We start from the raw sequence: 13,297 nt of genomic DNA, 5'->3' as shown, positions 1-13,297 counted from the left end.
CATGACTCACTCGACGGCGTCGTCCTGCCGCTCGCGGCGCGTGGTGGCGCCCCGCTCGGGGATGAGCCCGAAGTCCGTGAGCAGCTCGCCGATCTGCGTGCCGTCCAGGCGCCGCAGCAGCCGCTCGCGCAGGAACCTGGGCCCCGGCAGGTCCACCTCCTCGCCGTCGCGCAGCCGGCTCGTGGCCTTGAGCAGCGTCCGCACGTCGTAGGTGGAGCCGAACACCTCGGGCACGCCGCGCTCGATGTCGAGCAGGCGGTAGGCGGCCTCCATGCCCGTGCGCACCGAGTACTCGGTGGTGAAGATGCAGTCCCGGCTGGTCTCCGCGAACTGGCCGATGAACGCGAAGTTCACCGCGCCCTCGGGCACGACGTCCGGCCGGTCGCCCGCGTGCCGGGGCATGAAGAACGACGTCACGTACGGCATCATCACCGGCACCGTCCGGGCTCCTGTGGCCGCGAGCTCGTCGATCTGGTCGACGGGGACGCCCAGGTGGTAGAGCCACTCGCGGGTGATCTCCTCGCCCGTGCACTCCTGCATGGGCTTCGTCACGTAGTCGCCCGGGCGGTCGACGAACAGCGAGTACACCCACACCACGACCTGGTCGGCGGGCTGCTGCTTGAAGTGGGGCTGCCGGTTGACCGTCCAGCTCATCAGCCAGCTGGAGTCCTTCACGGTGACGATGCCGCCGGTCACGACCTTGCCGCTGAACGGGTCGCGCTTGCAGATGCGCTGGATGTGCTCCGGGATGCGCGGGTCGAGCGTCGTGACGGTGGCCGACTCCCACTTCGTGTGCGGGATGTCGCCGCCGAAGACGTCGGGGTGCCCGAACGAGGGGTCCTTCGCCGCGATCCGGCGCCACAGGTCCCACGCGGGGGCGGGGCCGGTGTCGAGGCGGGCCGGGGTCTGGTGGTCGCCGTTGTCGGAGTTCTCCGTGAGGGAGCCGATGGTGGCCAGCACCAGGTCGTCCTCGCCGAGGTCGACGCCCCCGGCCTCGCCGTCGGACACCCAGTGGATGCGCGTCGCGACCTTGCGGCTCGCGCCGTCGGCGCCGGGCGTGACCGCGTAGTCGATGTCCGTGACCTCGGTGGAGAAGCGGAACGTCACGCCCTGGTCGAGCAGCCACCGGTACAGCGGCAGCACCAGCGACTCGTACTGGTTGTACTTGGTGAACTTCAGCGCCGAGAAGTCGGGCAGGCCGCCGATGTGGTGCACGAAGCGGTGGATGTACAGCTTCATCTCCAGCGCGCTGTGCCACTCCTCGAACGCGAACATCGTGCGCCAGTACAGCCAGAAGTTGCTCTCGAGGAACTCGCGGCCGAAGACCTCGTCGATCCGCTTGCCCTCCATCTCCTCGCGCGAGGCGAGGAAGACGCTCACGATGTCCTTCTGCGCCTTCTCCGACAGCGCGAACAGGCCGTCGGTGTGCGCGTCCTGGCCGCGGTCCACGGTGGCGCGCTGCAGGGAGAAGTTCGGGTCGTCCTTGTTGAGCCAGTAGAACTCGTCGAGCACCGACGCGCCCTCGACCTCGATCGACGGCACCGACCGGAACAGGTCCCACAGGCACTCGAAGTGGTCCTCCATCTCGCGCCCGCCGCGGATCACGAAGCCCTTCTCGGGCTCCTTGATCCCGTCGAGCGCACCGCCGGGCAGGCGCAGCCGCTCCAGGATGGTGATGCGCTCCCCCGCGAGCTGCCCGTCGCGGATCATGAACGCCGCCGCCGCCATGGACGCGAGGCCGGCACCGACCAACCACGCCGTCTTGCCGTCCACACCGGCCGGCTTGCGCGGTCGGGCGAAGGCCTCGTAGTTGCCGTTGCTGTAGTACACGGGCGGTCCCTCCGGTCGGCGCGACGGCCCGGGTCGCGGGCCCTGGGTCGAGCCTCTGCCGAAACGTCGCGGGCCGCGACCGGGACGGGGCGGGACGGGGCGGGGCGGGGAGCGGGACGCCTCAGGCGCGCGCGAACCGCCGCACTGCGGCCGCGACGAGGCCCGCGGCGAGGGCCACCACCGCCACCGAGGCCGGGCCCGGGGAGCCCGCGGCGCCGGCCCGGTGCAGCAGCCAGCCCGCGGCGGCCACCACGAGCCACCCCCGCAGGTACCAGGCGCCGAGCACGAGCATCGACATGTCGCCGTTCGGCGTCATCATCGGCGTGAACAGACCCGGCGGCGCAGCGGTCGCGCCCGCCACCCAGATGCGGACCCCGAGCGCGGCCACGACGACGGCGAGGACGACGACGGCGCCGGTTCCCGCCGCCCCGGCGCCCCCGGCGAGCGCCCCGACCGCCGTCCCGAGGACGGCGGCCAGCAGGCCCAGGGCCCCCGGCACCGCCGCGTGACCGGCGACGGCGGCCGTCGTCGACCCTGGCAGGAGGGCACCCGGCCGGGGCTGGGCGGCGTAGGCATGCAGGCCGTCGGCCCACGTCCGGGAGGCGGCGTAGAGCGCCGCCGCCCCGACCACGGTGACGAGCGCCGGGCCGCCGTCCGCCCCGAGCTGCACGAGCAGCGCGCCCGCGCACCCCGCCACGAGGGAGACGGCGAACGCCGCGGGGCGCCGGCGCAGCCCCAGCAGGTCGCGCGCCACCAGCGGCGCGCGGGCCAGCAGCCACCGCGGGAGCGTGGCCGCTCGTCCCGCGTACGCGCGCGGGCCGAGCACGTCCCCCACGGCGCCGGACTCGCCCCCCACGAGCCCCCGCGCGGCCGTCACCGTCCTGGCCTGCCCCGCGGCCGCACGGTCCATGTCGATGCCGTCGGGCAGCACGCGGAGCACGAGCACGGCGCCCCCCACACCCAGAAGTCCTGCCACGACGACGGCCACCGCACCGGACGCCCCCGGCAGGACCGCGCTCGCACTCGCCCCCGCCGCCCCGGCGCCGCCCGCACCGAGGACCAGCAGGGCCGCGGTCGTCGTGGTCGCCGCCGACCGCACGCGGCCGGGCACCTGCGCGGCCACGCCGACGGCCAGGGGCACCTGCGCGAGCAGCGCGGCGACGGCCCCCGCGAGCACGGTGCCGGACGCGACGGCGCCCTGGGCCACGGCGCTGCCGAGGAACGCCCCGACGGCGGCCGCGCCCGCCACGAGCCACGCCGCGCGCCGTCGCAGCACGTCGTGCGGCGCGAACTGGCCGCCCAGGGCGAAGGTCGCCTCCGCCGGGGTGGTCCACAGCGGCCCGCCGGCACGCGCCGACGCGAGCCCTGCGGTGCACAGCACGCCCAGCCCGAGGACGCACCCCGCGGCCGCCGCCAGGGTCCCCGAGGCCCCGGCGGGCCAGGACAGCGCCGCCGCGGCCTGCACCAGCGCGGACCACAGGATCGGCCCGTACACCAGCGCGAGGAGCACCACGCCGTACCCGAGGTAGACCCGGTCGTGCGGGTCCCCGCCGTTCTCGGCAGCCCGCACGACGACGGCCCGGCGGCGCAGCGACGCCACCCAGCGGCGCCAGCGGCGGTACGGCACGCGGGAGCCGTCGTCCACGTGCCCGGCGACGACGCTCACCGGGTCACCGGGGCCCCGGCGCCGCGAGCTCCACCTCGCGGCCCCGGCGCGCGAGGTCCGCGCGCAGGTCCGGGTCGTGGGTCGCGACGAGCAGCGCGCGGCCGGCGTCGAGCGCCCCCGCGACGAGGCGGCGGGCGACGGCGCGCCAGCGGGCGTCGAGCCGCTGCTCCGGCTCGTCGAGCAGCACGAGGCGGGCGGGCCGGTACAGCGTCGTCGCGAGGGCGAACATCTGCCCCTCGCCCGAGGACAGCTCGCCGGGGAGCTGGTCGCGCACCCGGTCGAGCTCGGCGGCGGCCAGCGCGGCCTCGACGTCCGGGCCGGGGTGCCGGCCCGCCCACGCCGACGCCACGAGGCGCAGGTGCTCCGCGACCGTGAGGTCCGGGTAGGCGGACAGGCCGCCGAGCAGCACCGCCACGTCCTCCCGGCGGCGCAGCCGCGCCTGCCCGGCGGGCAGACCGAGCACGCGCACCCGCCCGGTCGTCGGCTCGTCCTTGCCGGCGACGAGACGCAGCAGCGTCGACTTGCCGCTGCCGTTGGGCCCGACGACGGCCGCCGCCTCCCCCGGGCCGAGGGTCAGGGTCGTCGGCCCGAGCACCTGCACGGTGCCGTGGGTGCGGGTCGCGTCGCAGACCTCGACGAGCGGCCCGGCGTCCACCCCGCGCCCGCTCAGTAGCCGCTGCCGCCGGCGGCCGGGGCCTCGCCGGAGAAGCCCGCGAGCACGCCCGCGGTCCCCGACAGCCCGAGCCGCGTGGCGCCGGCGCCGATCATGGCGAGCGCGTCGTCCAGCGTGCGGATCCCGCCGGAGGCCTTCACGCCCAGGGCGTCGCCCACGGTGTCCGCCATGAGGGCCACGGCGTGCACGGACGCGCCGCCGGCGGGGTGGAACCCGGTGGACGTCTTGACGAAGTCCGCCCCGGCGTCCTTCGCCGCCCGGCAGGCGGCGACGATCTCGCCGTCGGTCAGCGCGGCCGCCTCGATGATGACCTTGAGCAGGTGCTCGGCGGGCACGGCGGCCCGCACGGCGGCGATGTCGGCGCGGACGGCGTCGAACGCGCCCTCCTTGGCGGCGCCGACGTCGATCACCATGTCGACCTCGTCGGCCCCGTCGGCCACGGCGCGGGCGGCCTCGGCCGCCTTCACCGCGCTGACGTGCTTGCCCGACGGGAATCCGCAGACCGTCGCCACGGCGATGCGGCCCGCCGCGACGCGGGCGGCGTGCGCGACAAACGTCGGCGAGATGCAGACCGAGAAGACGCCGAGGTGGGCGCCCTCCTCGACCAGCGCCGTGACGTCCGCCGTCGTCGCCTCGGGCTTGAGCAGCGTGTGGTCCACGAACTGGGCGAGGGCCGCCGCGTCGGTGGGGACGGTACGGGCTGCGTCGCTCATCGCTGCGCTCCTTCGGCCTGCTGGTAGCCCGGCAGGATGACGTCGTCGACGAGCGCACGGCGCTCGTCGTGGTGCATGAAGGCGCTCCACGCGGCGGTCAGGGTGACGTCGGCCAGGTCGTCGATGGTCCAGCCGGCCTCGGTGACCAGGCGCGTCATCTCGTTGCTCATCGACGTGCGCGACATGAGGCGGTTGTCGGTGTTGAGCGTGACCGCGAAGTCCAGCTCCTTGAGGCGCGTGATGGGGTGGTCGGCCACCGACGTCGCCGTCGTCGCCGCGGTCTGCAGGTTGGAGACCGGGCAGACCTCGAGCGTGATCTGGTGGTCGCGCACCCAGTGGGCCAGGCGGCCCAGCTCGGCGCGCCGCTCGCCGTCGTCGTCGAAGCCCTCGTGGAAGGTGATGTCCTCCACGATTCGCACGCCGTGGCCGATCCGGTCGGCCTGGCCCAGGTGCACCGCCTCGGCGATCGACGCCGGGCCGGCCGCCTCGCCGGCGTGGATCGTGGTCGGGAAGTCCTGCTGCGCGAGGTAGCGCCAGATGTCGACGTGGCGCGACGGCGGGAACCCGTCCTCCGGGCCGGCGATGTCGAACCCGACCACGCCGCGGTCGCGGTAGGCGACGGCGAGCTCGGCGATCTCCTGCCACCGGTCGGTGTGCCGCATGGCCGTGACGAGCTGGCCCACGCGGATGATCTGCCCGCGCGCGGCGGCCTCGCGGATGCCCTCGTCGATGCCCGCCTGCACGGCCTCGACCGTCTCGGGGAGGCTCAGCCCGCGGGCCAGGTGCTGCTCCGGGGCCCAGCGCTGCTCGGTGTACACGACGCCGTCCGCGGCCAGGTCCAGCACCGCCTCGCGCGCGACCCGCGCCAGGGCGTCGGGCGTCTGCATGACGGCGATCGTGTGGTCGAACGTCTCGAGGTACCGCACCAGGGACCCCGAGTCCGCGGCCTCGACGAACCACGTGCCGAGCGACGCGGCGTCCGACGCCGGGAGCTCGTGGCCCACCTCGGCGGCGAGCTCGAGGACGGTCTGCGGTCGCAGGCCCCCGTCGAGATGGTCGTGCAGGAGCACCTTGGGCAGGGCGGGGATCAGGTCGACGAGCGCTTGCGTCATGGGGCCAACCTACCGGCCGTCAGGCGCCGGCGGCGGCGTCGGGATCGTCGAGCCCCGGCACCTCCTGGCTCTGCTCCACGACGTCCGCCTCCGCGGCCTCGTCGTCGAGGTCCGGGCGGGCGTGCCGGGGCCGGTACTCCTCGGGCGCGGGAGGCTCCTGCTCGGCGGTCTCGGCGTCCTCGACCAGGCTGGTCGTCTCCTCCGTGCCCTCCACGCCGGCGTCCTGCCGGGCGTCCTCCGGGACGGTGCTCATGGAGCTCCTCCTTCGCTCGACGGCGGTGCGCCCACCCATCGTGACCCGCCCCCCGGCGGCGCGCCAGAGGAGCCCGGCTGTGCTCAGCCGCGCGCGTCGCGGGGCAGCAGCGCCCAGACCACGTGGGGCCAGCCGCCCAGCGCGGCCTCCCTCACGGGGCCGGTCGCGTCCGCGCGACGGCCTCCTCCCGCCGCCTCCAGCTCGGCCCGCGGCACGGCGTGCAGACGCCCGGCGGACGGCTCGTACAGCGTCGCGAGGCCGCCACGGACGGCGGTGAGCAGGACGACGTGCCGCGGCACCGCCGTCGCCGCGCCGCGGGCGAGGTCGCCGCCCGTGTAGAGCGGGACGGGCACGCCGGCGGCCGCGGCGGCCACGGCCGAGGCGAGGACGCCGGGGGCGGTGCGGCCGCCCACCACGCGGTGCGTGTAGCGCACGCGGCCGTACCGGGCGACGCGCGCCGCGCCCCACGGCGGAGTGCCGAGCGCCTGCGGCCACACGGGCAGGCCGCGCACGCCGTGGGTGGTCTCCCGGTGCAGGGCGCGCTGCTGGGACGCGAACGCCGCCGCGGTGCCCTCCGGCCATCGGCTCAGCTCGAGCGCACGGCGCGGGTCGCCAGCGAGGCGCAGCATCGCGAGCACCGCCGGGCCGCAGCTGCGCTCGTCGACCTGTCGCGCGGGCGCCAGCACGCCCTCGGGCCCCGGCAGCACGAGGGCGCGCGGACGACCCGGGGCGGGCGGGGGCGCGTCGCGGCCCAGCGGGTCGAGCACCCACGCCCGCGCCGCGGGCGGCAGGGCCGCCAGCGCGGGTGCGAGGTCGTCCGGCACGTCCGGCCGGGCGAACCTCCCCGCGGGCGGCGGCGCCGGCGGCGGGCCCGCGAACGCGCCCACCGCGGCGAGGAGGTCCGTCAGGCGACGCATCCCTGCCGTCGGCTCAGCCGATCCGGTCCAGGACGAGCGCCGACGGCGACCCCACGGCCGCCACGTCGTCGACCGCCCACTGCCCGTCGAGGGCGGCCAGCGCGCGGTCGAAGCGCTCGGGGGTGTCGGTGTGCAGCGTGAGCACCGGCTGGCCGGCCTCGACGCTCTCGCCCGGGCGGGCGTGGATCTCGACGCCGGCACCCGCCTGGACCGGGTCCTCCCGGCGCGAGCGTCCCGCGCCGAGCCGCCACGCGGCCAGGCCGACGGCGTAGGCGTCGAGGCGCGACACGACCCCGGCGCGGTCGGCGACCACGTCCCGGCGGTGCGCCGCGACCGGCAGGGGTGCGTCCGGGTCGCCGCCCTGCGCGGCGATCATGCGGCGCCAGACGTCCTTGGCGCGCCCGTCGGCCAGCGCCGCCCGCACCTCGGCCTGGGGCACGGGGCGGCCCGCCCCGGCGAGCATCTCGACCGCCAGCGCCACCGTGAGGTCGACGACGTCGGCCGGGCCGCCGCCGTCGAGCACCTCGACCGACTCGCGGACCTCGAGCGCGTTGCCCGCGGTGCGCCCGAGCGGCACCTGCATGTCGGTGAGCAGCGCGACCGTCCGCACGCCGGCGTCCGTGCCGAGGTCGACCATCGTGCGGGCGAGCTCGCGGGCGGCGGCCAGGTCCTTCATGAAGGCGCCGGAGCCCACCTTGACGTCGAGCACGAGCGCGCCCGTGCCCTCCGCGATCTTCTTGCTCATGATCGAGCTCGCGATGAGCGGCACCGACTCGACGGTGCCGGTCACGTCGCGCAACGCGTAGAGCTTCTTGTCCGCCGGGGCCAGCCCCGCCCCCGCCGCGCAGACCACCGCGCCGACGTCCTCGAGCTGGTCCATCAGCTCGGCGGTGCTCAGCGACGCGCGCCAGCCCGGGATCGCCTCCAGCTTGTCCAGAGTCCCCCCGGTGTGGCCCAGCCCGCGGCCCGAGAGCTGCGGCACCGCCACGCCGAACGACGCCACGAGGGGCGCGAGCGGCAGCGTGATCTTGTCGCCCACGCCGCCGGTGGAGTGCTTGTCCGCCGTGGGCCGCGACAGGCCGGAGAAGTCCATCCGCTCGCCGGAGGCGATCATCGCGCCGGTCCAGCGCGCCACCTCCGGCCGGGTCATGCCCCTCAGCAGGATCGCCATCGCGAGGGCCGACATCTGCTCCTCGGCGACCGCGCCGCGGGTGTACGCGTCCACGACCCAGTCGATCTGCGCGGCCTCGAGCGTCCCCCCGTCGCGCTTCGCCCGGATGACGTCGACGGCGTCGAACGGCTCGTTCCCCGGCGTGGTGGTCATGCTCAGCTGCCCTCTCGTTCGCTGGTGCGCGGCCGGTCCAGGTCGGCCGCGCCGAACGCGTCCGGCAGCACCTCGGTCATCGGCACGACGCCGCGCGCGGTCTCCACGAGCAGCGCCGGCCCGCCGTGCTCCCACAGCAGCTGGCGGCAGCGCCCGCACGGCATGAGCAGCTCGCCCGCGCCGTCCACGCACGTGAACGCGACCAGGCGGCCGCCCCCGCCCGTGACGAGGGCGGACACGAGCGAGCACTCCGCGCAGAGCGTCACCCCGTAGGCGGCGTTCTCCACGTTGCAGCCCACCACCACCCGGCCGTCGTCGACCAGCGCCGCGGCGCCCACCGGGAACGCCGAGTAGGGCGCGTACGCGCGGCCGACGACGTCGCGCGCCGCGGCGCGCAGGGCGTCCCAGTCGACCGGGGGCCCGGGCACGGCGGGCTCGGACGGTGCGGGCTCGGGCACGGCTACTCCTTGGTGTAGGGGGTGCCCGACGCCGCGGGCGCACGGGACTTGCCGACCAGGCCGGCCACGGCCAGCAGGGTCACCACGTACGGGAGCATCAGCATGAACTGGCTGGGCACGGGCGAGCCGACCACGGACAGCACGTTCTGCAGGTTCGTCGCGAACCCGAACAGCAGGCCCGCGAGGGCCGCCCGCAGCGGGTCCCACTTGCCGAAGATCACCGCGGCGAGGGCGATGAAGCCCGCACCCGCCGTCATCTCGCGGCCGAACTGGTTGATCGACACCACCGTGTAGAACGCGCCGCCGAGGCCGACCACGGCGCCGCCGATGAGGACGGCGCGGTAGCGGGTGCGCAGCACGTCGATGCCGACCGTGTCCGCCGCCTTCGGGTGCTCGCCCACCGCGCGGACGCGCAGCCCCCAGCGGGTGCGGAACAGGGCGTACCAGACCGCGGCGACCGCCACGAACATCAGGTACACGACGATGGTCTGGTTGAACAGCACCGGCCCGATGATCGGGATGCGCTCGAGCAGCGGGATTGGCAGGCGCTCGAAGCGGGTGGTCGAGTTGAGGGTCTCGGCGTTGGGGACCAGCACCTCGGAGTAGAAGAAGCTCGTCAGGCCGATCACCAGCACGTTGAGCACCACGCCGACGATCACCTGGTTCACCTTGTAGGTGATGGTGAAGACGCCCAGCACGAGCGCCACCAGCGCGCTCGCGACGACCGCGGCGACCAGGCCCGCCCAGGGGCTGTTCGTCAGCGACCCGACGATCGCGGCGACGAACGCCCCCGCGAGCAGCTGGCCCTCGATGGCGATGTTCACGACGCCCGCGCGCTCGCCCACGACGCCGCCGAGGGCGCCGTACACGAGCGGCACCGCGAGGCCGACGGCGCCGCCCAGCAGGCCGACGACCGACAGGTCGCGCGGGCTGCCCGCGGCGGCCCAGGCGAGGAAGCCCACGAGCAGCGCGGCCGCGAAGACCGCGATCGCCCAGGCGGGCACCCGGCGCCCGGACCGCGTGCGGACGATGGCGAACAGCAGCACGAGCACCCCGATCGCCCCGCACACCCACGCCGTCGCCATCGCCGGCACGACGATCGTGGACAGGACGACGAAGTCGGTGCTGGTCGACAGCGCGAACCGGGCCGAGCCCTCGTGCGGCGCGAGCAGCAGGAGCAGCGCGTACAGCGCGAGGACCACCGTGAGGCCGACGACGGCCTTCCACGACACCCTCGCCACGACGCGCGGGGCGGGCTCGGTGGCGGTGGGACCCGCAGCGTCGACGGTCGTGGCGGTCATGCCCGTCCCTCCTCGGTGGCGGCGGCCGCGGCGCGGCGGCGGTCGCGGCGGCTTTCGCGCCCGCGGGGTGTGCGGTCGGGCTGCGGCAGGCGGAAGATCGCGCGCACCAGCGGGGGCGCCGCGATGAACAGCACGATCAGGGACTGCACGACGAGCACGATCTCGATGGGGATGCCCTGCGCGGCCTGCATCGCCGAGCCGCCGGCCTTGAAGCCGCCGAACAGGATGCCGGCGCCGAGCACGCCCCACGGCGACGACCCGCCGAGCAGCGCGACCGTGATCGCGTCGAAGCCGATGCCCGCGTCGATGTCGACGCTGAAGCCGGTGGTCACGCTGCCCAGCACCTGCTGGACGCCCGCGAGCCCGACCAGGCCACCGGCGACGAGCATGACGAGCACCGTGGTGCGCGAGACGTCGATGCCCGCGACCCGCGCCGCCTTGGGGTTCTCCCCCACGGCGCGGAACGCGAAGCCGGCGCTGGACCGGTTGAGCAGCCACCAGACGCCGACGACGGCGAGCAGCGAGAGCACGAAGCCCCAGTGCAGGTTGTACGACGGCCCGAGCAGCGGCGGCAGCACGGCCGAGTCCTGCATCGGCGGCGTCTTCGGGTTCGCGGAGCCCGGGGCCTGCATGAGCCCCGGCGTCGCGAGGAAGTACGACAGCAGGTAGAACGCCACGTAGTTGAGCATGATCGTGACGATCACCTCGTGGGCGCCCGTGCGTGCCTTGAGCAGGCCGGCGATCCCGGCCCACAGGGCGCCGGCCGCGACGCCGGCCACGAGGCACAGCAGCATGTGCCACGGGAACGGCAGCCCGGTGACGCCGAAGCCGATCCAGCCGGCGGCGGTCGCGGCCATGAGCATCTGCCCCTGGCCACCGATGTTGAACAGGCCCGCGCGGAAGGCGAGCGCGACGCCAAGGCCGGCCGCGATGAGCGGCGTGGCGTTCGTGAGCGTCTGCGTGAGCGGCCGGATGCCCTGCGCGAAAGAGTCCGCGCCGAAGTTGTAGACCGCGCCCTGGAACAGCGCGGAGTACGCGCCGCCCACGGCCTGCCCGATCGCGGCGAGCGTGTCGCTCGGTCGGGAGAAGAAGTACGGCGCCGCGGCGAGCACGGCCTCGTCGGTCACGACGATGAGGATCGAGCCGGCGATCACGGCCAGGACGATGGCGCCGAGCGCCACGGCCCAGCCGCCGGACGTCGCGCGGCGCATCGCGTCGCGCCACCGGTCGCCCGACTCCTCGACCGCGGGGGCCGCGACACGCGCGACCTCCTGCTCGAGCTCCTCCGCGAGGCCCGGCTCCGCCTCCGCGTCGACCTGCTCGATCGCCTCGCCCAGCGGCGAGCCGGGGTCGACGTCCGGCACGGGGTCATGTGCCGGGTCCTTCGCCGGACCGTCGGCCCGGTCCTGGGGCGACTCGCCGCTCACGCCGCGTCTCCTTCGTTCTCGGGACCCGTCGGCGACGCGTCCTCGGGCGCGATTCCGGCCATCATGAGGCCGAGCACGTCGCGCGGGGTCGTCGCGGGGACGATGCCGACCACCCGCCCGCGGTACATGACCATGATCCGGTCGGCGAGGGCGACGGCCTCGTCGAGCTCGGTGGACACCACGACCACGGGGATGCCCGTGTCTCTCGTCTCGACGATCCGCTTGTGGATGAACTCGATCGACCCGACGTCGACGCCGCGGGTCGGCTGCGCCGCCACGAACAGGCTCAGCTCGCGCGAGAGCTCGCGCGCCAGGACGACCTTCTGCTGGTTACCGCCCGACAGGCGGCCCACCCGGGTCTCGATGCCCTGCGTGCGCACGTCGAACTCCGCGACCTTCTCGCGGGCGAACTCGTCGCGGAGGGCGAGCTGCAGCGCGCCGCGGCGCACGAACGGCGGTCCGTCGGTGCGGTCGAGCACAAGGTTCTCGGCGATGGTGAACTCGCCCACCAGGCCGTCCTCGTTGCGGTCCTCGGGGACGAAGCCCACGCCCGCGTCCAGGATGCGGCGCACGGACCGGCCCACGAGCTCCGTGCCGTCCAGCCGCACGCTTCCGGTGACCCCGGGCTGCAGGCCGACGAGCGCCTCGGTGAGCTCGGTCTGCCCGTTGCCCTGCACGCCGGCCACGACGAGCACCTCGCCGCCGCGGACGGTGAAGCTCACGTCGTCCACCAGCACCACGCCGTCGGCGCCCTCGACCCGCAGGTCGGTGACCTCGAGCGCGTGCTCGGTCGGGCGCGGGGCGTCCTTGCGCACCGTCAGCTCGACGGCGCGGCCCACCATGAGGGACGCCAGCTCGCCGTCGGTCGCTGTGGGGCTGGCCTCGCCGACGACCTTGCCGTGGCGGACCACGGTGATGCGGTCGGCGACGGCGCGCACCTCGCGCAGCTTGTGCGTGATGAAGACGATCGCGGCGCCCTCGTCGCGCAGCTGGCGCATGATCGCCATCAGCTCGTCGGTCTCCTGCGGCGTCAGCACCGCGGTCGGCTCGTCGAAGACCAGCACGTCCGCGTCGCGCGACAGCGCCTTGATGATCTCGACCCGCTGCTGCACGCCCACGGGGAGGTCCTCGACGACCGCGTCGGGGTCGACGTGGAAGCCGAACCGGCCCGCGATCTCCTCGACCCGGCTGCGCGCGCTGTCCAGGTCGAGCACGCCGCCGGCCCGCGTCGACTCGTGCCCGAGCATGACGTTCTCGGCCACCGTGAACACGGGGACGAGCATGAAGTGCTGGTGCACCATGCCGATGCCGGCGGCCATCGCGTCGCCCGGGCCGTCGAACGCCTGGACCTCGTCGTCCAGCAGGATCTCGCCCTCGTCGGCCTGGTAGAGGCCGTACAGCACGTTCATCAGGGTGGACTTGCCGGCGCCGTTCTCGCCCAGCAAGCAGTGGATCTCGCCCGGCTGCACCACCAGGTCGATGTGGTCGTTCGCCACGAGCGCGCCGAAGCGCTTCGTGATGCCTCGCAGCTCGAGCCTCATGCTCTGCCTTCCGTCCGTCGAGGGATCCGTCGAGGGGTCGTCAGGGGCCGGGATCGACGTACCGTCGTCAGCCTCTCACCGG

The 13,297-nt window shown here is 75.2% G+C and carries 12 protein-coding genes; all 12 read right to left on the bottom strand.

What is annotated here, in order from left to right; translation table 11 throughout:
- Positions 1-6: 6 nt before the first annotated feature.
- The 12 genes from ACFWDO_RS00460 to ACFWDO_RS00405 all read right to left on the bottom strand — a co-directional run bounded on the left by ACFWDO_RS00460 (position 7) and on the right by ACFWDO_RS00405 (position 13,215).
- Complete coding sequence (locus ACFWDO_RS00460; protein ID WP_380323896.1) at positions 7-1,830, bottom strand: oleate hydratase; 1,824 nt, start codon at positions 1,828-1,830, stop codon at positions 7-9.
- A gap of 121 nt (positions 1,831-1,951) precedes the next feature.
- Positions 1,952-3,496 carry a hypothetical protein gene (locus ACFWDO_RS00455; protein WP_380323893.1) on the bottom strand — a complete coding sequence of 515 codons (1,545 nt, stop codon included), beginning with the start codon at positions 3,494-3,496 and terminating at the stop codon, positions 1,952-1,954.
- Between the two features lie 4 nt (positions 3,497-3,500).
- Complete coding sequence (locus ACFWDO_RS00450) at positions 3,501-4,151, bottom strand: ATP-binding cassette domain-containing protein (protein WP_380323890.1); 651 nt, start codon at positions 4,149-4,151, stop codon at positions 3,501-3,503.
- Positions 4,152-4,162: 11 nt separating this feature from the next.
- Positions 4,163-4,882 carry a deoxyribose-phosphate aldolase gene (deoC, locus tag ACFWDO_RS00445; RefSeq protein WP_380323887.1) on the bottom strand — a complete coding sequence of 240 codons (720 nt, stop codon included), beginning with the start codon at positions 4,880-4,882 and terminating at the stop codon, positions 4,163-4,165.
- Positions 4,879-5,994 carry an adenosine deaminase gene (locus tag ACFWDO_RS00440; RefSeq protein WP_380323884.1) on the bottom strand — a complete coding sequence of 372 codons (1,116 nt, stop codon included), beginning with the start codon at positions 5,992-5,994 and terminating at the stop codon, positions 4,879-4,881. The genes deoC and ACFWDO_RS00440 overlap by 4 nt, the downstream gene beginning before the upstream one ends.
- A 19-nt stretch (positions 5,995-6,013) precedes the next feature.
- The gene (locus ACFWDO_RS00435; protein ID WP_380323881.1) at positions 6,014-6,247 is read right to left on the bottom strand and encodes a hypothetical protein; all 234 of its coding nucleotides are present in this window, start codon (positions 6,245-6,247) and stop codon (positions 6,014-6,016) included.
- A gap of 83 nt (positions 6,248-6,330) precedes the next feature.
- On the bottom strand, positions 6,331-7,164 hold the full coding sequence (locus tag ACFWDO_RS00430) for a hypothetical protein (RefSeq protein ID WP_380323879.1): 834 nt from the start codon (positions 7,162-7,164) through the stop codon (positions 6,331-6,333).
- A 13-nt stretch (positions 7,165-7,177) separates the two neighbouring features.
- Positions 7,178-8,488 carry a thymidine phosphorylase gene (locus ACFWDO_RS00425; protein WP_380323875.1) on the bottom strand — a complete coding sequence of 437 codons (1,311 nt, stop codon included), beginning with the start codon at positions 8,486-8,488 and terminating at the stop codon, positions 7,178-7,180.
- Positions 8,489-8,490: 2 nt separating this feature from the next.
- Positions 8,491-8,946, bottom strand: a complete 456-nt coding sequence (locus ACFWDO_RS00420; RefSeq protein ID WP_380323872.1) for a cytidine deaminase — start codon at positions 8,944-8,946, stop codon at positions 8,491-8,493.
- Between the two features lie 2 nt (positions 8,947-8,948).
- The gene (locus ACFWDO_RS00415; RefSeq protein WP_380323869.1) at positions 8,949-10,247 is read right to left on the bottom strand and encodes an ABC transporter permease; all 1,299 of its coding nucleotides are present in this window, start codon (positions 10,245-10,247) and stop codon (positions 8,949-8,951) included.
- Positions 10,244-11,572 (bottom strand): ABC transporter permease, encoded by a 1,329-nt coding sequence (locus ACFWDO_RS00410; RefSeq protein WP_380323902.1) that lies wholly within the window; start codon positions 11,570-11,572, stop codon positions 10,244-10,246. The genes ACFWDO_RS00415 and ACFWDO_RS00410 overlap by 4 nt, the downstream gene beginning before the upstream one ends.
- Positions 11,573-11,670: 98 nt before the next feature.
- Positions 11,671-13,215, bottom strand: a complete 1,545-nt coding sequence (locus ACFWDO_RS00405; RefSeq protein ID WP_380323866.1) for an ABC transporter ATP-binding protein — start codon at positions 13,213-13,215, stop codon at positions 11,671-11,673.
- Between the last annotated feature and the right edge of the window lie 82 nt (positions 13,216-13,297).

It is taken from the genome of Isoptericola sp. NPDC060185 (assembly GCF_042728595.1).
Taxonomy (GTDB): Bacteria; Actinomycetota; Actinomycetes; order Actinomycetales; family Cellulomonadaceae; genus Isoptericola.
This window is presented reverse-complemented; position numbering and strand designations above follow the sequence as displayed.

What these genes read in the sequence shown, in the direction of transcription:
- deoC (WP_380323887.1), bottom strand. Translation starts at nt 4,882, where the DNA reads ATGAGCGACGCAGCCCGTACCGTCCCCACCGACGCGGCGGCCCTCGCC.
- ACFWDO_RS00440 (WP_380323884.1), bottom strand. Translation starts at nt 5,994, where the DNA reads ATGACGCAAGCGCTCGTCGACCTGATCCCCGCCCTGCCCAAGGTGCTC.
- ACFWDO_RS00435 (WP_380323881.1), bottom strand. Translation starts at nt 6,247, where the DNA reads ATGAGCACCGTCCCGGAGGACGCCCGGCAGGACGCCGGCGTGGAGGGC.
- ACFWDO_RS00430 (WP_380323879.1), bottom strand. Translation starts at nt 7,164, where the DNA reads ATGCGTCGCCTGACGGACCTCCTCGCCGCGGTGGGCGCGTTCGCGGGC.
- ACFWDO_RS00425 (WP_380323875.1), bottom strand. Translation starts at nt 8,488, where the DNA reads ATGACCACCACGCCGGGGAACGAGCCGTTCGACGCCGTCGACGTCATC.
- ACFWDO_RS00415 (WP_380323869.1), bottom strand. Translation starts at nt 10,247, where the DNA reads ATGACCGCCACGACCGTCGACGCTGCGGGTCCCACCGCCACCGAGCCC.
- ACFWDO_RS00405 (WP_380323866.1), bottom strand. Translation starts at nt 13,215, where the DNA reads ATGAGGCTCGAGCTGCGAGGCATCACGAAGCGCTTCGGCGCGCTCGTG.